Annotated in this window: 17 protein-coding genes, 1 tRNA gene and 3 pseudogenes; 4 read left to right on the top strand and 17 right to left on the bottom strand. The window is 60.3% G+C overall.

What is annotated here, in order from left to right; translation table 11 throughout:
* Positions 1-637: 637 nt before the first annotated feature.
* From OKW38_RS00730 to OKW38_RS00720, 3 genes and pseudogenes are all read left to right on the top strand, one after another.
* Positions 638-1,654, top strand: a complete 1,017-nt coding sequence (locus tag OKW38_RS00730; protein WP_429360653.1) for an SDR family oxidoreductase — start codon at positions 638-640, stop codon at positions 1,652-1,654.
* Positions 1,655-2,377: 723 nt separating this feature from the next.
* Positions 2,378-2,508: pseudogene (locus tag OKW38_RS00725) on the top strand (Hsp20 family protein); the annotation flags it as partial.
* A gap of 45 nt (positions 2,509-2,553) precedes the next feature.
* A tRNA-Lys gene (locus OKW38_RS00720) sits at positions 2,554-2,629 on the top strand.
* Positions 2,630-2,749: 120 nt separating this feature from the next.
* Here OKW38_RS00720 and OKW38_RS00715 read toward each other — a convergent pair.
* From OKW38_RS00715 to OKW38_RS00700, 4 genes and pseudogenes are all read right to left on the bottom strand, one after another.
* Positions 2,750-3,781: a glycosyltransferase family 4 protein gene (locus OKW38_RS00715; RefSeq protein ID WP_429359541.1), complete on the bottom strand. Its 1,032-nt coding sequence runs from the start codon at positions 3,779-3,781 to the stop codon at positions 2,750-2,752.
* A gap of 108 nt (positions 3,782-3,889) precedes the next feature.
* Complete coding sequence (locus tag OKW38_RS00710; RefSeq protein WP_429359539.1) at positions 3,890-4,078, bottom strand: CsbD family protein; 189 nt, start codon at positions 4,076-4,078, stop codon at positions 3,890-3,892.
* 505 nt (positions 4,079-4,583) lie between these two features.
* A pseudogene (locus OKW38_RS00705) lies at positions 4,584-4,661 on the bottom strand (hypothetical protein); the annotation flags it as partial.
* A 202-nt stretch (positions 4,662-4,863) separates the two neighbouring features.
* Positions 4,864-5,109, bottom strand: a pseudogene (locus OKW38_RS00700) (DUF4158 domain-containing protein); the annotation flags it as partial.
* Positions 5,110-5,270: 161 nt separating this feature from the next.
* On the opposite strand from OKW38_RS00700, the gene OKW38_RS00695 reads away from it, so the two are divergent.
* A complete protein-coding gene (locus tag OKW38_RS00695; RefSeq protein WP_090812824.1) occupies positions 5,271-6,647 on the top strand; it encodes an IS4 family transposase in 1,377 nt (458 codons plus the stop codon).
* A 36-nt stretch (positions 6,648-6,683) separates the two neighbouring features.
* On the opposite strand, the gene maiA is transcribed toward OKW38_RS00695, so the two are convergent.
* The 13 genes from maiA to OKW38_RS00630 all read right to left on the bottom strand — a co-directional run bounded on the left by maiA (position 6,684) and on the right by OKW38_RS00630 (position 22,312).
* Positions 6,684-7,331 carry a maleylacetoacetate isomerase gene (maiA, locus tag OKW38_RS00690; protein ID WP_429359537.1) on the bottom strand — a complete coding sequence of 216 codons (648 nt, stop codon included), beginning with the start codon at positions 7,329-7,331 and terminating at the stop codon, positions 6,684-6,686.
* An 8-nt stretch (positions 7,332-7,339) separates the two neighbouring features.
* Positions 7,340-8,299: an MBL fold metallo-hydrolase gene (locus OKW38_RS00685; protein WP_429359535.1), complete on the bottom strand. Its 960-nt coding sequence runs from the start codon at positions 8,297-8,299 to the stop codon at positions 7,340-7,342.
* Positions 8,300-8,372: 73 nt separating this feature from the next.
* Complete coding sequence (locus OKW38_RS00680; RefSeq protein WP_429359533.1) at positions 8,373-9,770, bottom strand: MmgE/PrpD family protein; 1,398 nt, start codon at positions 9,768-9,770, stop codon at positions 8,373-8,375.
* 3 nt (positions 9,771-9,773) lie between these two features.
* Entirely contained in the window at positions 9,774-10,034 is a 261-nt protein-coding gene (locus tag OKW38_RS00675; RefSeq protein ID WP_429359531.1) for a DUF2783 domain-containing protein, read from the bottom strand.
* A 10-nt stretch (positions 10,035-10,044) separates the two neighbouring features.
* Entirely contained in the window at positions 10,045-11,709 is a 1,665-nt protein-coding gene (locus OKW38_RS00670; protein ID WP_429359529.1) for an FAD-dependent oxidoreductase, read from the bottom strand.
* A gap of 98 nt (positions 11,710-11,807) precedes the next feature.
* On the bottom strand, positions 11,808-13,502 hold the full coding sequence (locus OKW38_RS00665; RefSeq protein ID WP_429359527.1) for an MFS transporter: 1,695 nt from the start codon (positions 13,500-13,502) through the stop codon (positions 11,808-11,810).
* A 195-nt stretch (positions 13,503-13,697) separates the two neighbouring features.
* Positions 13,698-15,017 carry a fumarylacetoacetase gene (fahA, locus tag OKW38_RS00660; protein WP_429359525.1) on the bottom strand — a complete coding sequence of 440 codons (1,320 nt, stop codon included), beginning with the start codon at positions 15,015-15,017 and terminating at the stop codon, positions 13,698-13,700.
* A 2-nt stretch (positions 15,018-15,019) separates the two neighbouring features.
* Positions 15,020-15,658 (bottom strand): VOC family protein, encoded by a 639-nt coding sequence (locus OKW38_RS00655; protein ID WP_429359523.1) that lies wholly within the window; start codon positions 15,656-15,658, stop codon positions 15,020-15,022.
* A gap of 20 nt (positions 15,659-15,678) precedes the next feature.
* Entirely contained in the window at positions 15,679-17,499 is a 1,821-nt protein-coding gene (locus tag OKW38_RS00650; protein ID WP_429359521.1) for an FAD-dependent monooxygenase, read from the bottom strand.
* A 3-nt stretch (positions 17,500-17,502) separates the two neighbouring features.
* Positions 17,503-19,020: an AMP-binding protein gene (locus OKW38_RS00645; protein WP_429359519.1), complete on the bottom strand. Its 1,518-nt coding sequence runs from the start codon at positions 19,018-19,020 to the stop codon at positions 17,503-17,505.
* Positions 19,017-20,183 carry an acetyl-CoA acetyltransferase gene (locus OKW38_RS00640; RefSeq protein ID WP_429359517.1) on the bottom strand — a complete coding sequence of 389 codons (1,167 nt, stop codon included), beginning with the start codon at positions 20,181-20,183 and terminating at the stop codon, positions 19,017-19,019. Before OKW38_RS00640 ends, OKW38_RS00645 begins: the two co-directional genes overlap by 4 nt.
* 204 nt (positions 20,184-20,387) lie before the next feature.
* Positions 20,388-21,503, bottom strand: a complete 1,116-nt coding sequence (locus OKW38_RS00635) for a LuxR C-terminal-related transcriptional regulator (RefSeq protein ID WP_429359515.1) — start codon at positions 21,501-21,503, stop codon at positions 20,388-20,390.
* A gap of 356 nt (positions 21,504-21,859) precedes the next feature.
* Positions 21,860-22,312: a cupin domain-containing protein gene (locus OKW38_RS00630; RefSeq protein ID WP_429359513.1), complete on the bottom strand. Its 453-nt coding sequence runs from the start codon at positions 22,310-22,312 to the stop codon at positions 21,860-21,862.
* Between the last annotated feature and the right edge of the window lie 231 nt (positions 22,313-22,543).

The following is a 22,543-nucleotide window of genomic DNA, read 5'->3' as shown; positions in this document are numbered from 1 at the left end:
GGCCGTTCGACACGGAGGCCGCCGCCATTATGGGAGGTTATAGTGCTGCGCGAAAAATCGTCGATGATCTTTTCAGCCAGCAGCCTCACTAATGCCTGCTCTAAACCTCTTGCGAGAAGGATAACGCGCGCTCGCCTTCACACACGGCCTGTGATGAATCTATGGTGTTCGATGCATGTAGTAAGCGTGACCGTCCGCTACATGCAGAGCCTAGGCCATTTGCTCCGAGTCCGCGAAAGTCTCTTGATGGCCGTACCGCGTCCGAGGACTAAGCGTGCCGGTTCACCCCGTGAACGGACGCAGACTATCACCGTAGTCACGCTGGATCGGCCGCCAGGCGGCCTCTTCGTCTCTGTACTTGGCTTCTCTCCAATGGAACGCCCCGCGCCAGGTGTCGAGAGTGGACCTTAACGGACCCAACGCCCCGCCGCAGAAGATTAAATCCACCGGGTCGGCCCCCACCAGCGCGCGCTGGAGCGTCCATTCGTTGGAGGCAGGTTCTCAATGCATAAGCGCGCACGCCCCCTATTCCGATCGGGAACTCTGTTTGCTGGTTTCAACTGCAGTCGCCCGGCGTTCAGGAGCCTGCGAGTCAGTATCGAAACTCCTGCAAGGTAACCGTAAACAGGAATCCACCATGCCTTCCGACAACACCCTCTCGCCGTCGCGCCGCAAGCTGATGCAGGGCGCCACCGCGGGTCTGATGACCGCGGTGGCCGGCCATGCTTTGGCGCAGTCCGACACCGCAAATGCAACCGGCACCGCGGGCACCACCACACTGACCGATCCGCGCGAACTCTATCCGCATCCGCCGTTTCCGGCACAGGAGCAACCGTGGCCGGGGCTCGCCGGACGCATGACGCCACGCCCGGATCACGGCGAGACGAGCTATCGCGGAACCGGCCGTCTTAATGGGCGACGCGCATTGATTACCGGCGGCGATTCGGGCATCGGCCGCGCGGCAGCAATCGCTTTTGCGCGTGAAGGCGCCGACGTGGCCATTGTCTATTTGCCCGCGGAAGAGCCGGACGCACGCGAAGTATTGCAGATCATCCGTTCAGCCGGACGCAAAGCCGTCGCATTGCCGGGCGACATTCGCAGTGAGTCGTTCTGCCAGTCTCTGGTCAGCAGCGCCGTGCAGGAGCTTGGAGGTCTGGACATCCTCGTGAATAACGCCGGGCGCCAGCAGAGTCACGATTCCATTCTTGACATCACGACCGAGCAATTCGACTGGACGTTGCGTACGAATCTCTATGCGATGTTCTGGATCACCAAGGCCGCGATTGCGCATATGCCGCCTGGCGCGGCCATCATCAATACGAGTTCTGTCAATGCCTACGAACCTTCCGCGAATCTGCTCGACTACGCGATGACCAAGGCGGCCATTGCGAATTTCACGAAGGGGCTGGCCAAGCAAATGATCAAGCGAGGCATTCGTGTCAACGCCGTGGCGCCCGGGCCATTCTGGACCGCGCTGCAAGTCACTGGCGGGCAGACTTCCGAGAATGTGCAGAAGTTCGGCCAGCAGGTGCCGATGGGGCGTCCCGGCCAGCCTGCCGAAATCGCACCGCTTTATGTGCAACTCGCTTCGGCCCAGGCGAGCTATGTGACGGGCCAGGTGTTCGGTGCATCGGGCGGTGCGGGCAACCCTTGATCTGAACGACCGAAAGTGGCCCGAGCCCGGTCCGATAGCAGACTTCGATAAGAGGGCTAGAGGGCTGAACACAGCCCTTTGCGGTCGGCGGCACCCGTAGGGGCGGTGTCAGAAACCAACGCCGACACCAACACCCACACCACCGCCGAAGCTTCCGCCGCCAACGCCCACGCCGATGCTGGTACTAGGCGCGTAATAGCCGGGGCCATATCCATACGGAGGATAGCTGGAATCGTACGGCTGGGTGGCAACGCATCCCGCGACGCCAGCCGCTAAGGCCAATATGCCGAAAAGCCTCATCATGATCGGTCTCCCGTGCATGAATTAGGCAGCAAGATTTGGTCCCTTGTGCGGCCGAATCGGCTGCTCCTTGTCGCAGGGATCTTCTTTGCGAAAGCGTTATAGAACTATGAAATCCTATGGTCAAAAAACGTAAGCTTTTGCGCGAGGTGAATGCTTCGAGGAGGTGCAGTTGCCAGGCACGGATATCTTCGGGCCCCAGCGTTGCTGGGGAGCAAGGAACAGCTTCACGACAGGCCGCATACCTGCATCGCACGTAATGTGCAACGCAGGTAAGGCAACAGGATCGTAGGGTCGGGCGCGCCACCTTTCCCGAGGAGGATGTCAGTCACGACCTGGTCGTTGCAGGGTGAGGCCGCAGGAGGGTCAAGCAGGATGGTCGTATAGTCCCCCGCCGCGTACTTTCCGTTGCCCTTCTGAACGGTAACACCGATCCAGATGCCGGAAAACGCCGATCCCGACCATGCCCTGGCAAAGTTCGACGGCGTGCTCACGTTGCCGTGCCGAAATCGGAGCCATCGCGATCCGCGACCCGCACGATCGATATCGGCTAGAGGCAGGCAGGTCGTGCCGGGTGGCAGATCGATATCGGGCGCACCGGGCCGTTAGCTCAGCTGGTAGAGCCGCGGACTTTTAATCCGTTGGTCACTGGTTCGGATCCAGTACGGCCCACCAGACGGCTGGCGGTCCGTCTGAGTCTCGACCGGCGCAAAGACGTCGAGTTCCGCCGCTCCAGCCAGAGAAGACGGCCTCCGGTCCGCCGGCTGATGCAGAAGCCATGGAACCGTCTGCCAGTCAGGGGATCCGGGCAAGCGTTTTATAGATATTCACGTATTCCCACGCCATGCGTCGCGACGTGAAACGGGCGACGAACTGCGCCCGGATCTCCTTGCGGGAAAGAGAACCGAGTCGCGTCAGCGCTTCGACCGCGCTCTGGACACCGTCAACGACGTAGCCCGTCACACCCTCTGTTATCACCTCCGGCACGGATCCCCGGTTGAACGCGACCACCGGCGTCCCGCATGCCATCGCCTCGATCATCGCCAGGCCAAACGGCTCGGCCCATTCGATCGGAAACAGCAGGGCGCGGGCGCCCGCCAGAAAAGCCGCCTTTTGCGTTTCGTCAATTTCGCCGACGAATTCAACGTGCGGCTGCGACAGCAGGGGCGCGATCGCGTTTCTGAAATACGTTTCGTCCGCCCGGTCCACCTTCGCGGCAATCCTCAGGCGTTGCTTCGCCTTTGCCGCGATCTCGATGGCCAGATCAACCCGTTTTTCCGGGCAGATCCGGCCCAGAAATGCCAGATAGTCCGGCCCGCTCTGCGGCTGCGGCTCCAGCAGGTATTCCGGCAGACCGTGATAGATCGTGCCGAGCCAGTTGGCCCGCGGTAGCTGGCGGCGTTGCGAAGTCGAAATCGACACGACGGGGGCATGGGGGAACGCGTCGAACACCGGCTGCAACTCCGGCAGGTCCAGCCGACCATGGAGGGTGGATAAAAACGGTACGGCAAGTTGCGAAAACGTCGGGAACGGGAGATAGCTGAGGTGAAAATGCAGCACGTCAAAGCGGGAAGCCACGCACCGGACCTTTTCGAGCAGCAGCAGGTGCGGGGCTAGGGTGTCGATGATGGACGGATCGAGGCGCATTGCGCGCGGCCACGCCGCTTCGAGATGCGCCCGCGTGCGCGAGTCGCCGCTGGCGAACAGGGTCACGTCGTGTCCCTGTTCGACCAGCGCCTCGGTCAGATACGACACCACGCGCTCGGTGCCGCCATACAGTTGCGGCGGAACGGCTTCATGCAGTGGCGCAATCTGCGCGATCCGCATTCGTTGTCTCCATGTCTGCCGCGCAAAGTTACCATTCACCCGCTGCGAGTCGCAGCCCGCAGCGGGCACGTCGCGTTGTTCTTCTGCGCGCGTTCGTCACGCCGATCGTTAAACCGGCTTTTTCGTCGAGTCCTTGACCGCTTCCCTGACATCCCCGGCCGTCTTGCGCGCTTCGCCGGCTGTCTGCTGCACGTCGCCTTTGACCTCCTGCTTTGTGTTGCCGGTCACCTTGCCAACCGTCTCGTTGACCTTCCCCTTGACCTTCTCCGTCGTACCTTTGACCTGATCCTTGTTCATATAAGCCTCCAATGACCAATGTCCGACGCTGGATGTCCCTTCCGGGGCCGACTGCCTGCGGGGGCAGCTCCAGTGGCATCGAGCAAGGCACGTGCCGGAGTTCCGTAGTTCTGAGGAACGCGATTAGGTGTAGCGGCCCGATAACATCCGACGCAGGAACCGATTACATCGGGTTTTGCGGGACCACATTCGCTGAGAATATCGGCCACGCGTGGAACCACATTGCGTGAGAAGGGGCCCCACATTCTGTGATAACAGCCCGATAACATCGGCCAGGAACCACATTAAGCGAGAATGCCCGGAGCGGCTCAGCCAAGGTGGGTGTCAACGTCAGCTAACGACCCGTTGCCGTCGTTCAAGTCGATGCGGTGGCTACGACTGTTCCTGGAGTCCAACGGTCACTCGTTCACCCGGATTGTCCTGCCGCGTGTCGGCCTTCCCCGCCGTTCGTGCATTGAAGTGTTCGAAGCGCTGGCAGAGTTAGCGCTGCGCGGAATCACGCGGGTCAATTAGTCCGTGGCGGCGATGATCGCGCGAGCCTGCAATGCGGACGACGGGAGCGGTCGGCCAGAGCGTTCTCGCCGTACGTCTTGTGGCGTACAAGCCATTTGTGCCCGCTCTGACGCTGATGTTAAAGCGCTGGCATAACTCGCTGAAGGGCAACGCCTGTGCGGCGGCCAGATAAACGAACTCATATCTCTAAGGCTCATGGTGTCTTTTACGTTCGAGGGCATGGAGGAATCCGGCGTTCGATTACACAAAAGTGTCAACCGTGTCCCCATAAGTGGGCGCAGGTTCAGCGCCGCCTGCAGTTCGAGGAGGTGTTCGCGGCGCGTCTGGTCGCGCCGCGCGTATTCCTTCCAGAGCGCAGGATCAATGTCGAGCTCCCCAGCAACGTACTGCAGCAGCGCGAGTGGAGGCTCGACACCAGCGGTCAGGGTGATGCCCGGATAGCGCATACAGCAGAACTGGACGGGAAATCCCAGACGGTTAGCCGCCCCACGATGCTGGCCGGTCAGCGACAGCTCAGCTTCGCTGAAAGTGCACCTCTAGTCCGAATGGCACTTACTTAAGCCTACATGGAGGAGAAGACGCGGGTAAGTGCTTGAAGAGAAAGGGAGGGGGCTGATCCAGGGATTGATACGATGGTTGTTACCAGGCAAACACCGTCTCATTCCAAAGATCAGCCCCCATGGATCGTAATGCACGAAGTCATCACAGGCAAACACGAAGCAGGGTTCAAAGCCGGGCGTGCAGGGCCCAGGCGGTAGACTACTTCAACATACTGACGAGCCCGGGGCTGTTGGGCATAACGGAAGCGTATTTGCCAGAACATCGGGAACGGCTGTATCCGCCGACGGTGACACTGTCGATGTTCATGCGCCAGGCGCTGGAAGAGGACGCCTCCTGTCAGAAGGCAGTCAACGGGTGGGCGGCGCAGCGAGCTGCCGACGGGCTGCGGCCCATGAGTGTGCGTACGGGAGGCTACTGCCGCGCTCGCCAGAGACTGCCGCTGACGATGGTGCGGGAGTTGGCGCGCGAGACGGGGCGCCAACTGCATGAGCAGGCCGAGGCTGCCTGGAAGTGGCGCGGGCGCCCGGTCAAGCTGGTTGACGGCACCGGGATCTCGATGCCCGATACGCCGTCGAACCAGGCCCGTTTCCCGCAGTCCAGTGCTCAGGCCGAAGGAGTGGGCTTTCCATTGGCCTATCTGGTTGCGGTGATCTGTCTGGCAAGCGGCGCAGTACTGGAGTCGGCGGTCGGAACTTACGCGGGCAAAGGCAGCGGGGAGCTGACGGCGTTTCGCATGCTGCAAGGCACGTTTCGCAAAGGTGACGTGATCGTCGCCGATGCCTTGTACTGCCACTACTTTCTGATGGCCTCAATGATCGCCGCCGGGGTGGACGTCGTGATGGAACAGCATGGGGCACGCCGCACCGACTTTCGGCGAGGCCGGTCCCTGGGCACGCGCGATCACATTGTGACGTGGCCCAAACCCCGGCAGCGTCCCGACTGGATGACGCATGAGCAGTACCAGGCCTTCCCCGATGAACTGATGGTGCGCGAGTCCAGGCTGCATCACCGGGTGCTGGTCACCACGATGCTTGATGCACGCAAGACCAGCAAACAGGACCTCTCGCAGTTGTACGCCAGGCGCTGGAACGTGGAACTGGATCTACGTAACATCAAGACGACGATGGGCATGGATGTGCTGCATTGCCAGACTGCCCACATGAACGAAAAGGAGATCTGGGTCCATCTGCTGGCCTACAACGTGATTCGGCTGCTGATGGCTCAGGCCGCCAGTCACCATGCCACTGACCCGAGAACACTGAGTTTCAAACACACGGTGCAGTTATGGACTGAATGGCTGGCCAGAGGTCTGACGGCAACTCACAACCAGAGTCTCCTGTTCAACCTGATCACGCAGTCTTGCGTTGGGAGTCGCCCCGGTCGCATCGAACCACGAATGCGCAAACGAAGACCGAAGTCCTACCCATGGCTGAAAGAGCCTCGTCACATCGCACGTGAGCGCGTCCAAAAATATGGGCACGCTCCACGGGCTTAAGTAAGTGCCATTCCCTCTAGTCCGCCAATCTCGATTTCACGCCGCATCGGGCTGGCGATCCGGCGCCGCCTGGGCAAACGCTTCAAGTTGCAACGCGTTCGCATTGATTCGGGCGAGCGTCGGATAGCGATTCACATCGATCGAGAAACGCTGCGCATTGAACACCTGGGGCACGAGGCACAGGTCGGCCAACGTCGGGGCATCGCCATGGCAGAAAGTACCCGTACGCGCATCACTGGCGAGCCGTGCCTCAAGGGAACTGAAGCCCACCTCCACCCAGTGGCGGTACCACGTGCTCTTGGTTTCCTCGTTCAGACCAAGGCTCTCGGTCAGATACTTGAGTACACGCAGGTTGTTCAGCGGATGAATCTCCGACGCAATCTGCAGCGCCAACGACCGCACATACGCTCGGTTAGCCGGTTCGCGCGGCAGCAGCGGTGGCGTAGGATGAGTTTCCTCGAGGTATTCGATGATCGCGAGCGACTGCGGAATCGGCGCTCCCGCATCGTCAAGCAGCGTAGGCACCAGCTGGTCGGGGTTGATTTCCCTATATGCCGGCGCGAGCTGTTCACCGCCGTTGCGCACCAGATGCACCGGCAGGTACTTGTACGGGATCCCCTTGAGGTTCAGCGCAATCCGCACGCGATAGGACGCCGAACTCCGGAAGTAGCTATAGAGCTTCATGTCCGCTCTTAGCCCTGAAGCTGATCCCACATTTCCCTGTCTCGTTCAGCCGTCCAGATACGTGGATGGCTGATACCGCTGGCCTCGTCGTAGGCTCGCGACACGTCGAAGGGCAGGCAGTGCTCGTAGATGAAAACATGCCCGAACTTCGGGTCCATGACCTTGCGCGTGTGCGCCATCGCACCCTTCAGATCAAGCTTCTGCGCGACCGCATCACGACCACTCTGAAGCAGAGTGGTCACGAAGTCCTTCGTATAGTTGAGCCCTTGCTCGATATTTTCGCGTGTCACCAGTGCCGGTCCACGGCCCGGCACGAGCTTTTCCGCACCGAGAGCACGCAGCGCTTCGAGCGTCGCCGGCCACTCGGCCAGCTGAGCGTCACCGCAGTAGCAGGCCGCCCCGTATTCGACCAGATCACCGGAGAACAGCACCTTCTGCGACGGCAGCCAGACCACCGTGTCGCCCTTGGTATGGCCCGCGCCGGGATGTGCGATCTTGACTTCAAGCTTGCCGAGGAAAAGCGTGATTTCCTTTTCGAAAACAAGCGTTGGCCAGGTCAGCCCAGGCACCGTCTCCACATCTACGAACAACCTCGGGAAGCGTTCGATCTCCGACTTCATGTCCGCTTCGCCGCGCTCTACGATCAGCTCATAGGTACCGCGGCTGGCGATGATCTCCTGGGCCCCTTCCTTAAAGTAGGCCGACGCGCCCAGGACGCGCACGGCGTGATAGTGCGACAGCACCACATACTTGATCGGCTTGTCCGTCACCGACCGGATTTTTGCGATCAGTTGCTGTGCCATTGCGGGCGTACCGGTTGTGTCGATGATCAATACACCATCATCACCGATGATCACGCCCGAATTCGGATCGCCCTCGGCGGTGTACGCATAAGCGTTCTCCGACAGTTGCGTCCATGTAATTTCTTTGACTTCCAGGTCCCCTTGGGATGCGAATGCCTTTGCCATGCCAACTCTCCGTGTTCTGTAACGGATATCTAAGATGGGAAACAGCTCTTTTGTGCTAGCGCGGACCCCGAGGTCATGCGCCGCCGCGCTCCACCTGCATATGAGACAGGATGGCGTGCGCGTCGTCCTGCTCCTGGATAGTGTTCACGATCTGCACAAGCTGGTCAGCCTGCTGACCTGAGACCGGTTTAGCCGCATACTGCAGACAGTCCGTGAAACGCGCCAGATGGGCTTGCTCGGGCAGAGCGTTGCCTGGAAAACCCGGAGCAATATCGAGCGCCAGCTTCAGCCGACGGCCGTCGGCCGCTTCGACGTGAAGCTCGACTGCCGTATGGTGAAGCGCCTGCATGGTCTCATCGGAAATCACGTCGACCCGACCGGTGAATGCAAGTACCTCGGGATCGCGGATGCTCGACTCGACGAAGTGCTCGAGTCGCGATGCGCCCCGAACCAACGCATTAGCGACGCAGTATTTCGCACTGAACTGCGCGTTCACGCGAGGGTTCTCGCCTATTACGAAATCATGGCCAACAAGGCGGAACGCATACGGCGGCAGTCTGACCTCAATGCGACCGACGTTACCCGGTCCGATATCGAGTTCCTTGCGTGCGCGCAGCGCCAGCTCGGTCACCCCCTGCGTCAGGCCGCAACTGGGGTATTTTTTGAATACGGTGCTCATTACCTGCCACTGTTCTCCGAGTCCCTCGACAAACTCGTCGGCCTTGCGAAGCCCTCGGGCAAATTGGTGCGCATATCCGTAGACACCCGACAGGAAGCGGCCCGGTCCGGTGATACCGCGTTGCGCGAGCTGCGCGCACGTGACCCCGGTCTCGGCCACCCACCCCTGAATCAGTCGCACCGCGAGTGAGCCGTCGATATTGCTCTGGAAGCTGCCCGCTGCCCGGTTGAACGCCAAGGCCAGTGAGTGCAGGGTTTGCTGACGGTCCAGGCCGAGTATCCTCGCCACCGCTGCGGTCGCGCCGAAGACCCCGGCCACGCCCGTCGGATCGGCGCCATCGTAATCCGCCTCTGCCAGATTCATCCGGGAGGCAATCTCCGCCCCGATGAGCAGCGCGGATAGGAAGTCCCGGCCCGAGCAACCGCCGGCGAGCTCCACCGCGGCCAGTGCCGCGGGAATGAGCGAGGAACCGATATGCAACCCGGGCGCCATCGCATCGCAAAAGTCCAATGCCCGACACATGACGCCGTTTACCAACGCGGCACCGCTGGCTGATACGGAATCGCCATGAATGAACACTGTGGCACCGCCTGATCTGTCACGTTCCCTGACGAAGTCCAAAATCGCTGCGCAACCGTCCTCGGAGGCACCCGCGATCGCCGTGCCCAGGGTCGTCAAAAGCATGTTGCGCACGACTGCGAGTGCCTCTTCCGGTGCATGCGAGGCATCAAACCCATGCACAAAATCCGTCAGACGCCATTCAGCCTGCATCAAATCATTGGATCCGCTCATGGATCAACGCTCCGCGGAAGGTCCGAGGTTGCCGGTGGTCTCCACTTTTCCCCTCGCGATACCAAGCGCCTCGCGCAGCACCGATAAATCACCGATGTGGTTGGCCAGCAGCAGGATCAGCCGCGCGTTGAGCGTTGAACTCTGCTCATCGGTGAGGTCACGATGAGCATCGATGAGCGCCTCGTAAAAATCGTCGCCCGGAACGAACGAATAGAAATAGCGTTTGCCGGGTTCAGCAAAATTGGGCTGTGTAGTCAGTGCCATTCTGAGTCCTTCAATCGTTGCACGTCGCGCGGGCAATCGCACTCCGTACCTTCATCGGGTCAAGCTCGCGCCAGCGTGCCGCGACATGCTGGTCGGGCCGCACAAGATAGACGCTCCCGGGAGCGAGATCGTATCGCTCGCGGACGCGCCCCTTGACGTCGATGAGCGTGGGAATGCCGCCAGGGGCGCTGCCACCTTCCGCCACCACAACTGCCTCGACCGGAATCGGCGCGTCCGAAAGTTCGGCGAGCGCCTGAACAGTCGCCGCATCGAGCGCTGATGCGTCCTTCGTGAAAAGGAGTAGCGCGAAGCGGTCACCGAAGGCACCGAGCAGCCATGATTGACCGCCACCGGTCACCGGCGCATCGGCCATCGGCGCCCCCGGCACCATGTTGCCGGCGAACGTCGACGCATCCGGCGTGTTAAGACTCGAGTCGATCAGGATGGTGGGCACCGACAGACGGCCAGAGTCCACCAGCGCCCGTGCAAAAGGCTGCTCCCCGGCCAGCCCCAGTAGAGCATCACGGAACGTTTTGCTGATGTTGCTTTTCGGGGTAATGAAATCCGTCGAGCGCGTCGAGTTCCTGATGTTGTCGTCAGCAGCCAGCCCGCGCTCTTCCGTGTAGGTGTCGAGCAGCGCCGACGGCGCCTTGCCTTCCATAACGAGCCTGAGCTTCCATACCAGGTTGTCGGCGTCCTGTATGCCCGAATTGGCACCCCGCCCGCCAAAAGGAGAAACCTGATGCGCGGAATCGCCGACAAAAAGCACGCGACCATGGTTGAAGCTGCCCATGCGCCGGCACTGGAACGTGTAGATGCTCACCCATTCGAGCTCGAACTCGCGGTCGTCGCCCAGCATCGCTTTGATGCGCGGGATCACATTCTCTGGCTTCTTTTCCTCTTCGGGGTCGGCCTGCCAGCCAAGCTGGAAGTCGATCCGCCAGACGTTGTCGGCCTGACGGTGTACGAGCGCCGACTGATTACGGTGAAACGGCGGATTGAACCAGAACCACCGCTCCGTGGGGTAGTCGGCGTTCATGACCACATCGGCAATCAGGAACCGATCCTTGAAGATTTTCCCGTCGATGTCCAACCCAAGAAGGGTGCGGATCGGGCTGCGCGCGCCGTCCGCAGCGACGAGCCACTCCGTATCCAAGGTGTAGTCACCCGCAGGGGTCCTGACCTGTAGCGTCACCTCATGACCCTGCGGCATAACGCCGATGACCTCGTTCTTGAAACGGATCTCGAGATTCGGTAACTCGCGAGCGCGTCGAAGCAGAAACTCTTCGAGGTAGTACTGCTGAAGGTTAATCATGCCGGGCCGATGATGGTCGGGCTCCGGGCTGAGATTGAAGTTAAAAACTTCCGTCTCGTCAAAGAATGTACGGCCGACGTTCCAGGACACGCCCTTTTCCATCATCGGCCCACTGCAGCCGAGTCGGTCGAAGATCTCGAGCGTGCGTTTGGCGTACGCCACCCCGCGTGAGCCGAGTGAAACAGTATCGTCGTTGTCCAGGAGAAGCACCGGCGTCCCCTGGGCGGCCAGGTCAATAGCGGTAGTGAGACCAACCGGGCCGGCGCCGACCACGACCACCGGGTAGCGCCCATGGGGAACGCCATTGAGCTCAGGCGGGCGCACAAATTCGAATTTCTCGTACTGATAGGTACTATGCACTGTCAATGTCTCCAGATTACAACCTTGCGTAACCGCGCCGCCAAGTCCACGCCATGCAACGCCGACCCGGCGCCCGCCCGCCACGCCAACCCCTCGTGTCACGTCTCGTGCTTCAGTCTTCCCGTGCGTGTCGCCAGCATGAACGCCACGACAAGGATTGCGCCGATCAGGGCGGCCACCCTGGGATAGGCCAATCCTGCATACATGTTCCCGTTCGCCGCGACGATCGCGAAAGCCGCTGCAGGAAGAAATCCTCCAGTCCAGCCGAAGCCGATGTGGTAGCTCACGGAAAGCGCGGTGAAGCGAATCCTGGCTGGAAACAGTTCAGTCATGGCCGCTGCTAAAGGTGCGTAGGTCATGGCTGCAAAAGTGGCAAGGGCGACCAGCAGCAGGAAGACCATTGGCCGGTTCACACCGTGCGGCGGGGCCTTCTGCGGGTATCCGGCGGAGTCCAGCGCACCGCGCAGCGAGGCGGCGAAAGCTTTAGCCTTGACTGGGGCGTCCGTCCCGCTGCCGTCGTAAGAAGCGACGACCTTATCGCCCACCCTGATGATTGCACCGGCACCCGCGCTCGCTGTCTCATTCGTGTAGCTGATGCCGGCGCGGACAAGCGCACTCTTTGCGAGATCGCAGGACGTATGGAACTTCGACGTTCCGAGTGCATTGAATTGCGTCGAGCATTCGTGCGGATCGGCCACGACCACGACGGGCGCCGTCTCAATGGCGCGTTCCAGCGCCGGATTGGCAAAATGCGTCAGGCCGCGGTAGATCGCCGGATAACAAAGGACAACCAGAATGAACCCTGCGCAGATTACTGTCTTACGCTCGATCTTGTCGGACAGCACGCCGAAAGCGAGAAAGATCGGAACCGCCATGACGAGCGAAAACATTGAAAGCAGATTGGCCGTTGCGGGCTCAACGCGCAACACCTCGGTCAGGAAAAATGGCGTGTAGAAAAATGCGCTGTAAAAAGTCACCGCCGCGCCGGGTCCAAGAGCGAACAGCGAACAGATCATTGCGACGATGTTGCGACGACCGGTGAACGCTTCCCTGAGCGGCGCGCGCGAGACCTGGTGTTCGTTGCGCAGGCGTTCGAATTCAGGTGATTCGCCCATGCGGGTACGCATCCACAACGACAACGCCAGCAAAACCAGCGATAGCACGAACGGCACACGCCAGGCCCATTCAAGAAAAGCCGCCTCGCCAAATGTAGAACGCGTGCCCTGCACGACCAACTGAGAGAGAATCAGACCAGCGATCGGTGCAATCTGGAGCCACGAGGTATAGAAGGCGCGCCGATTTGCCGGAACGTGTTCCGCGACGTACACCATCGCCCCTCCATTTTCGCCGCCCAACGCGAACCCCTGCACAAGCCGCAGCCCGACGAACATAACGGGGGCGAGGACGCCGACGGTTGCGTATGTCGGCAGCAGACCGATGAGCACGGTCGCGAGTCCCATCAGCGCGACCGTCACGACGAAAACCTGTTTTCGACCGAGCCGGTCGCCTATGCCGCCGAAGACCATCGCGCCAAGGGGCCTGACGAGAAAGCCTGCCGCAAATCCGAGCAACGTAAAGATCAGCGACAGCGCGGGATTGACACCGGAAAAAAACTGCTTGCCAATCACGGCAGCCATAGTGCCGACGAGGAACAAATCGTACGCCTCGAAGCACGATCCAAGCGATGCAGCAACCACAATCTGGTAAAGGCTCGCGCCCGAGCGCTTCCCTGCGAAATGTTCAGGCAAAGCTGTGCCTGCCGCGAGGCTCGCGGCGGTTTGATCGGATCTCATTGTGTCTCCTCCATCCGGACGATGGTGGACCGGCTTTGGACCAAACCCTTTGGGCATGTCACTGGGTTGCCTTGTCCTTCACCGATCCAGGTGATTCCTGGGTAGCCGCTTATCTCTTACGGACAATGCGGTTCATGTTTTCCTGGCAGCGGTGGGCCAAGGCCACCGCCGCTCCTTACATCCTCACGTCACCTATCACGGCCGGCGCGCGGGAAGCACCGTCGCGCGGCACTCACCGAACCCGATGCGACGATAGCCGTCTCGTTCGCACCATCCGCGCATGATGACTGTGTCGCCGTCCTCCAGGAACGTGCGGGTTTCTCCGCTCGGCAACGTGAACGGATGCTTGCCGCCTTCCGTGAGTTCAAGAAGACAGGCGCGCGAAGCCGGATCGGGGCCTGAGAGCGTCCCGCTGCCGAGCAGGTCGCCTGGGCAAAGATTCGTCCCGTTCGATGTCTGATGTGCAATCAGTTGTGACATTGCCCAATAAGCGTCCGGATAACGCGAGACGGACAAGCTCGCCGGGGGTGCGCCGCTGGTTCGCATCTGCGCTGACTGCAACAGGGTCTCGACACGAATATCAATCGAACCGCGTGTCGCCAGCTCCGGACTCCAGAAGTGCGGCATTGGCGCAGGATCACCTTCAGGACGAGAGAAGCCGGTGCGGTACGGCTCGAGCGCCTCGAGCGTCACGATCCACGGCGACAGGCTGGTGAAAAAGCTTTTCGCAAGGAACGGCCCCAGCGGCTGATATTCCCATGACTGAATGTCGCGCGCGGACCAGTCGTTCAACAGGCAAATGCCGAATACATGCGCGTCAGCATTCTGGATGTCAATGGCCGTGCCGAGTTCGTTTCCTTGTCCGATGAGTACACCGAGCTCGGCTTCGTAATCAAGTCGCCGGCTGGGCGCAAACTCCGGCTCGGCGCTGCCCGGGTCCTTCAGTTGACCGATTGGCCGGCGGAAATCCTGTCCCGACACACGAATCGAAGACGTACGGCCGTGATAGCCTACCGGCAGCCAGCGATAGTTTGGCAAGATCGGATTGTCGGGCCGGAACAGACGGCCGACGTTTGTTGCATGGCTGAGCGATGAGTAAAAGTCGGAAAAGTTCTCGATGCGCGCCGGAAGAGCGTATTCAGCGTCCGCCTGCGGAACGAGGCATTCGGAAACCTCCTTCCGCTGAGGACAGTCCTCAGATAGCAGGAACGACACAGCCGAGCGCACAGCGCTTCGCTTGTCGGACGGTAGCGCCATGTAATCGTTGAGCGGCGCACGTGCAGCCGAGTGCGCTGCCTCACGCGCTTCTGCCGGAAAAAGATTCCTTGCCAGAACAGCGCCTACATCGAGGATTTGATCGCCGATCGCGATGCCGCCGCGGAAATTTTCATTTCCCGAAGCCCGCCGGAATACGCCGTGGGGCAGGTTCTGAATTGGAAAATCCGTCGCGCCGTCATTGGCTGAGCGGACCCAGCTCTTCCGTGAAGCGTCATGGGTGTGATTGGAACGGGTCATGTTCAATTATTTCCTTCCGCAGAGGTCTCGTAGCGCTTGCGCTTGATCTGTCCGATCAACTCAATCATGGCGGCGGAGACGTCCCGACCTTCGGCTTGCGCCGCTGCTTTCGCGGCGAGCCAATGATTAAGATCTTCCTGCGCCTGGGTAGTGTGCTGGTTCCATGCAGGATCGATCGGCGTCGTCAACTCAAGCCGATATCCGTTCGGGTCCCTGAAATAGATGCTCTGAATAATGCCTTTGTGATCGACAGGGCCAAGTACATCTACGCCCTCGCTGACCAACCATTCCTTCCAGCGCATGAGCTCGGCCGTATCGCTCACCTCAAGCGCGATGTGGTCGAAGACATCGTAGGCGGGATGCGACGGAGACGAGGGCAAAGGCAAATCGGTGCATTCGAAGAACGCCATCGTTGACCCGTCCGCCATCCGGAAGAAGATATGGAAATAGGGAAAGGCATCACCCGTGGACGGCACGTGATCATCCATGATCGTGCTCGCGAGTTCCATTCCGAGGATGCGGCCGTAAAAGTCGGCAGTGGCCCCTACGTCATGCGTGACGCGTGCATAGTGATTGAGCATATTCGGCCGCAGTCCCAGCTCGGAGGCCGAGCGGCGCGATTCTAGTGTGGAAGTTTGCATGTGGACTCCATCTGTCGAATTTAGGCCAGTGCGGGGGCGCGATCGATGACTTGTGCCAGCACGTCCGTCAGGCACTGCGCGAGATCGACACCTACTGGAGCGGTTGCACAGCGCCACGCGACGTGCTGATCCGGGCGTAGCAGGATTGCGCCGTCATCCCCGATTTCGCGTACGTTGCGCCATTCGCCCGAAGGATCGCTTACCTGTGCGTCGTCGGCGATGACGACCACCTCGACGGGCATACCAAGCCTGTCAGTGGTCTCCTTTGCCGCCGTTTCCCAGACGTCCGGCCGGCCGGTAATAAGCACAAAGCGATCAGCCCGTGCGAGATCAAGGCTGGAAATTCTCTGCGAACCGCGCGCGAGCCACGCGTGCGCGATGCGATGGCCGGGGCGCGTGGTCGGAACGAAGCGTTGGCCCAGCGGGTCGCGGGCCGGAGGCGACGTGTTGTCGCTGACGAGCGCACCTCTGTCGTACCGGATGCCGATTTCGAGGTCATGCGCCTGATATTCTGTCCGGTGCACCTTCATCAGTTCGTTGAATCGGGCACGTCGTGCCTCTGCGTCGTCGCCCTCGGCGAGCAAGGCCTTGAAGTTTGCCTCGCTGCCCTGCGGATCGCCCGGCACGATTCCGATGGCTGCATTCGTCACCTGATAATTTCCGAACGTGAACAGTGCCCAGTTGACGTTGCGCTCGGCGACCGGGCGACGTTCGCTCTCATAGCTATCAAGCAACCCGGCTCCGGCCCGGCCGCCAATCACGGCAGCCAGTTTCCATGCCAGATTCTGTGCGTCGTGCACGGCGGAGTTCAGGCCAAGCCCCGTCGTGGGCGTATGTCTATGTGCGGCATCGCCTGCCAGAAAGACGCGGCCAAACCGATAGCGATCAGCCAGCACACCTTGCACGATCCACTTGCCGACGCTGAGCACGCTAACGTCGAGATCAGGAATCTTCAACAATGCGCGGATGCGAGGCACGAGCGTAGCCACCTCGTAATTTTCGCTGCTGCCGGGCTTGAAACTGAAGTGGAACATCCATTCTTCTGAGCGACGGTCGAACCGCGTCGGGCCCAGCTTACCCAGCACGCCGCTACCCCATGCTTTGGTGTCGCCTTCGGGATTCGCAAACCAGAACGTGCTGACGTTGTCGTCGTCGATATAGGCCGAGAGATCTGCCGCGAAATACACGGTGACCATCTCCAGCAGTTCGGGCGTACCTTCAAGACGCGCACCGACGCACGGACCGACCGTTTTACCACCGTCGGCAGCGACGACGTATTGAGCGCGAACCTGATAGGTTTCGTCAGCGATACGGTCACGCACGGTCGCGATGACCTCGGTCTCGCTTTGCTCGATCGACAGCAACTCGTGACCGAAGCGCATCTGCGCACCACCCATCTGCTCCGAATGCGCCTTGAGTAGCGGCTCAAGGCGCACTTGCGGATAAACGGTGCTCTGGCACGGACTATCTTTCTGATACGTCGACGCCAGGGAACCGCCGCCCCAGGCTTCGAGTTCGTAAAGCGTCTTGCGGTCCCAAGGGCGATCGCCGCCCAGACTCGTGCACCAGCGCATCTTGCTGACGTATTCGATCGGCAACGAGCGCGCGTAGATTGCGTCGGCAAGGCCGTATTGACGAAACACCTCCATCGTGCGCTGATTCAGGTACCGCGCCTTCGGCATCGGCGACTGCTGCGGGTGCCTCTCGATCAGCAACGATTCAACGCCAAGGGTGGCCAAAAAAATAGATGTGCTCAGCCCGCAACCGCCTCCACCGACGATCAGTACCGGTACATTGACTTGTTTCAAGATTGCTCTCCTCATCTTCAGAAGCTTGCGCAACGGCTACTGGCCGAGCCGGGCGCGCAACTCCGTTTTCAATACCTTGCCGTAACTGTTTTTTGGCAACTCATTGGTGAACCGGTAGTGTTTCGGGCGCTTGAAGCGTGCAATGTGCTGCACACACCACTCGTCCAGTTCGTCGCGGGTCGTTTGACGGCCCGCGTGAAGCACCACGAAAGCCACGGGCACCTCACCCCATTCGTCGTCTCGCTGTCCCACTACCGACACTTCCGACACCGACGGATGAGCCAGCAACGTTTCCTCTACCTCTCGAGGATAGATGTTGGAGCCGCCCGAAATGATCAGGTCCTTCGATCGGTCCTTCAGCGTGAGAAACCCGTCCTCGTCGAGACTGCCGGTATCGCCCGTGTAGAGCCAGCCGTTGCGGATCGCGTCGCGTGTAGCGGACGCATTGTTCCAGTAGCCAGGCATTACGGCGGCGCCGCGCACAACGACCTCGCCTGTTTCTCCTTTCGGGGCGGAGCTTCCATCTCGCGCCACGACGTCGACTTCGACGAGCGACTGTGCGACACCCACGGAAGCGGCACGGGCCAACCAGTGAGCATGCTTCCGATCTGAGAGGTGGTGACGTCCGAGTGCAGTAATTGTCATCGGGCTTTCGCCCTGCCCATAGATTTGCACAAGGCGCGGACCCAACACTTCCAAAGCCTGCTGCAGGTCATTCACGTACATCGGTCCGCCGCCATAGATGATCGTCTTGAAGCCGGCGGGATCGGCATCGACCGCGCGGAAGTGATCGACAAGCCGTTTGACCATCGTCGGTGCCGCGAACATCGCGAGGGGTCCGACACGCGCAGCCAGAGCAGCAAGCTCCTCGGGCTCGAATCCACCCGAGCGCGGCACCACGTGACGCGCGCCTCGCAAGATGTACGCATAGTGGTAAAGTCCGGCCCCGTGGGACATCGGCGCTGCGTAGACCATCGCGTCTTCGGGGCTGACGTCGTCCACGTCAATGCAATAGCACGCGGTCATCGCCATCAGGTTCCGGTGAGTTTGCATGACGCCTTTCGGTCGCCCAGTTGTTCCGGATGTGTAGAACAACGACGCGAGATCGTCGGGCTGACGGTGATGCAGGTCGGTCGGTGCATATTCGACCGCATGCAGGTATTCGTCCGAGCCGAACACGACGCAGCGCCGCTTACCGCATTGCAGGTCGCCCAATGTCGACAGCAACTCGCTCGAAACGAACAGCACGTCGGCCCCGGCGTCATCCAGGATGTACTCCAACTCTCTGGGATGCAGCTTGCAGTTAGCAGGCACGGAAACGGCACCTGCCCAATAGATGGCCTGAAGCACCTCCAGATATTCGGGACGGTTGGCGGAGTAGATGGCAACCCGAGCACCAGGCTGTACGCCGCATTGCTCGCTCAGGAAACCCGCTAGCGCCGCCACGCGTGTTGCAAGTTGCCCGTATTCGAGCCAGGGTTCGTCGCCGTGCAGAACCGCGAGCCGCTTGGGAAAGATCGCTGCGGTGCGCTGCAGCCACCGCGCGATGTTCATCGGCTGCGCTCCAGAATGCTGACATAGCTCGCCACCGCGGAGCCTCCCATGTTGAAGACGCCTGCGAGGGAGGCATCGGGAACCTGCATTGCGCCTGCCGTATTGGTCAGTTGCATCGCAGCAATCACGTGCATGGACACGCCTGTGGCGCCGATCGGGTGGCCTTTCGCTTTGAGCCCGCCAGAAGCGTTGACCGGAAGTCGCCCTCCACGGGCAACGACCCCTTCTTCGACAAGACGATGGCCCTGGCCAGCAGCGGCCAGGCCCATCGCTTCGTAGCTGAGCAACTCAGCGATGGTGAAGCAATCGTGAACCTCGGCGAACGACAAGTCGTCAACCGCGCAACCGGCACGCTCGAGTGCGCCGCGCCAGGCACGCTTCGGACCTTCGAACGACGCAGCATGGCGGCGCCCCAGCGGCAGATAGTCGTTGACCTGCACACGAGAACGAATTGATATCGCACGAGGAAAATCTGCGGCCGCATCGCTCGAGGCAAGCACCAGTGCCGCAGCGCCATCGGAGATCAGCGAGCAGTCTGTCTTGCGCAGCGGTGGCGCAATCATCGGATTTTTTTCAGATACGGTATTGCAGAACTCAAAGCCGAGATCTCGCCGCATATGCGCCCACGGATTGTCGACGCCGTTCGCGTGATTTTTTGCGGCTATACGCGCGAGCGCCGACGAATGGTCTCCGTACTCCGCGAAATAGTCCTGCGCGATTGAGGCGAAGATTCCCGGGAACCCCCCCGGTGGATTTCCCGCCTCGCCCGAGTATGCGCAGTTACCAAGAATGCGCGTAACATCTTCGCCGGATACATCGGTCATCTTTTCGGCGCCGATTACCAGCGCGGTACGCGCACGCCCCGCCTCAATCGCATCGCATGCCGAGTAAATTGCGGCGGCGCCCGACGCGCAGGCGTTCTCAACACGCACCGCCGGCTTCCATCGCAGCCCATCGCTGCAATTCAGCGTCAGTGACGAAGCGAAGATGTCCGGGACCAGACCACCATTCAAATTGCCCAGCCAGGTGCCGTCGATTTCTTCGCCTTGCAGGCCTGCATCCTTCACGGCTTCGCGACCGGCCCGCACGATCAGATCCTCAAGGCTTGCGCCGTCGAACCGGCCAAACGGCAAGTGCGCCCAGCCTACAATCGACACTCCCATCGCGTTCTCCCATCAGTGTGCTTATGGGAAATTTACCCGCGTCATCACCGAGATGGCAGTCGTCGAATTACATTAGGGTGAACACCGGTAAGATGCGTCTTAACTTCCTTTCATTAATCCGCGTTTCTCCGGGCATAGAACTTACAACGTGGCAATGTGGCAATGTGGCAATGTGGCAATGTGGCGCAGAGGTAGTGCAGAAGGTCACCGATCGCGCCCGAGTAGCTTGCCGATCAGTTCTCCCGTCGTCATGGCTGCATACTTGCGCATAAGCCGGGCACGGTGTGCTTCAACCGTTCGATGACTAATTTGCAGCTCGCGCGCGATCTGCTTGCTGCTTTTTCCCGTCACCAGCAGTTGCGCGACCTCGCGCTCGCGCCGGGTCAGGTCGCGGGTCACCCGACGGACCGACGAAATATCCTCGAATGCCCAAATCGCAGTTGCAAATGGATCGTTGCGGTTCATTGAGCGCCCGGAAACGTGGCACCAGAACGGGCTGCCATCAAGCCTTTGCATGATGCGCTCATCGGAATAAAAGCCCGTCTCCTTCATTGCCAGCCATGCGCGCTCGCCGATGTGCCGAAACTCGTCCTGGGAGGGGTAGAGGTATTCCAGCGAGCGTCCAGCCAGTTCGTTGGGCGCACACCCAAAAATTTCACCGAACGTGTAGTTGCAAGACACGATGACTCGCTGCCTGGACAGGAGCAGGCCAACGGGTGCCATGCGAAACGCCTGCGCAAGATCGTCAGGCAGATACGGCGACTCACCGGAACCCACGTCGGTAGCCAGTCTGTCATCACTGGAACCCTGTCCTTCCTGGTTGACGGTGGGGGGCACCGCCTTTATGGAAACGACTTCGGATCCAGCAGAAGGATGCGCGGTACGGGATTGTCCGTGGGATCCGGATCGTTTTACCGGCCTGTCCATGTTCTGCCATATCCGGCCGACAGTGGAGGCGGAAACGTTAGACTCTCGTGCAACGTGGCGGGCAGTGCTTACTGCCGTGACACCGTCGGGCTTGCGAGATGCAATCGCAGCCACCGTCGCTTCGCCGATTCTTTGGGGAGCCCCGCTGCGAGGAAGATCCGTCAAGCCCTGCAGGCCATCCATGAGGAACCTTCTGCGCCATTTGGAGACTGTGTGCGCCGTCGACTGAACGCGAGCGGCCACAACCGCATTGTCCAGTCCCTCTGCACAGGCCAGGACGATTCGGGCGCGAAAAGCCAGCGCTGGACTATTGCCGCCGCGCTGCGCGAACTCGTTGAGCGCGGCTCTGTCCTCTGGACTCAACGACAGATGCAGTTTCGGCCTTCCTTTCATCGCCTGGGCTTCAGCCGCCGGACAGGTCAATCGGCCAGACGACTTATGTAACGAACATACCAGGCATCATACCCGTTGAACTGATACATAGACTCCGTCCAGCCGTCGGACTTTCGCGGTCTCTGTTGCGTGCACCGTCGGCTTCGCCAAGGAAAGCAGGACAAGCAGAACAGTGGTCGCTGCGGCATGCCGCGTGGTTGGTTAGAACCTTTAGCTTCCAGGACAAGGACTGTACGGGCAGTAAAGGGCGGGCAGTAAAACAACCAGCGCAAGCGCTCTTGACTGGTAAGCACGACTTCAGGTCATGCTTACTGCGTCTCAGTGCGCATTGCGAGCCAAGCGGTACGTCGGGAAATTCAGTCGAGGATCTTTAAACCTTCAGGAGGCTCGCACGGTATTGTTCCCATCCTGGCCGGCACTGAAATTTCCAGGAACTCGAAATCCTCCGAAATTGCCGTTTCATTGTGTTTGAGACCAGGTGGAATATAAAGCGATTCGCCAGCGCCAACCCGAATAACTCGACCATCTTCGAACTGCAGATCTATCCAGCCTCGGAGGGTGAAAATAAACTGCGTTTCGCAAACATGGTAATGCCAACCGGTCTGCTGCATCACGCCTGTCGCCACGGTCACCTGCGCCCTCATCCGACCGTCCGTGGCGTCGGAAACACCGAGATCCCGATAATTGAAGAATGTTCGGCGACCTGCTACTAGTGGGGCTGTTTCCGTCGTAGCGTACGCGAGTTTCTCTAAAAGATCTGCGGAGACCTTTGCGGCCTCGGGGGAAAGGGTACCGCTGTAGTGTTCCATTGAATGTCCTTAATTTAGCCGGTGGGTGCCCAGGTGTTTTCGTCAAAGCGAGGCCAAGCTTTCGCGACTCTAAAGCCAGCGCAAGAGTGTGAGTGGCTCACAGGGCAGCGCGTGTCTCTTCATTGAGCCTCCATCGAATTTACTGGCTTGGGTGGAAGGCAAACAGTCGCAGAATTACATCAGGGCAAACCCTATAATTCTTGCGTGACCCGCTACAGGAAATCGGTGTGC

This window comes from Paraburkholderia sp. MM5496-R1 (genome assembly GCF_050436205.1).
GTDB lineage: Bacteria > Pseudomonadota > Gammaproteobacteria > Burkholderiales > Burkholderiaceae > Paraburkholderia > Paraburkholderia tuberum.
This window is presented reverse-complemented; position numbering and strand designations above follow the sequence as displayed.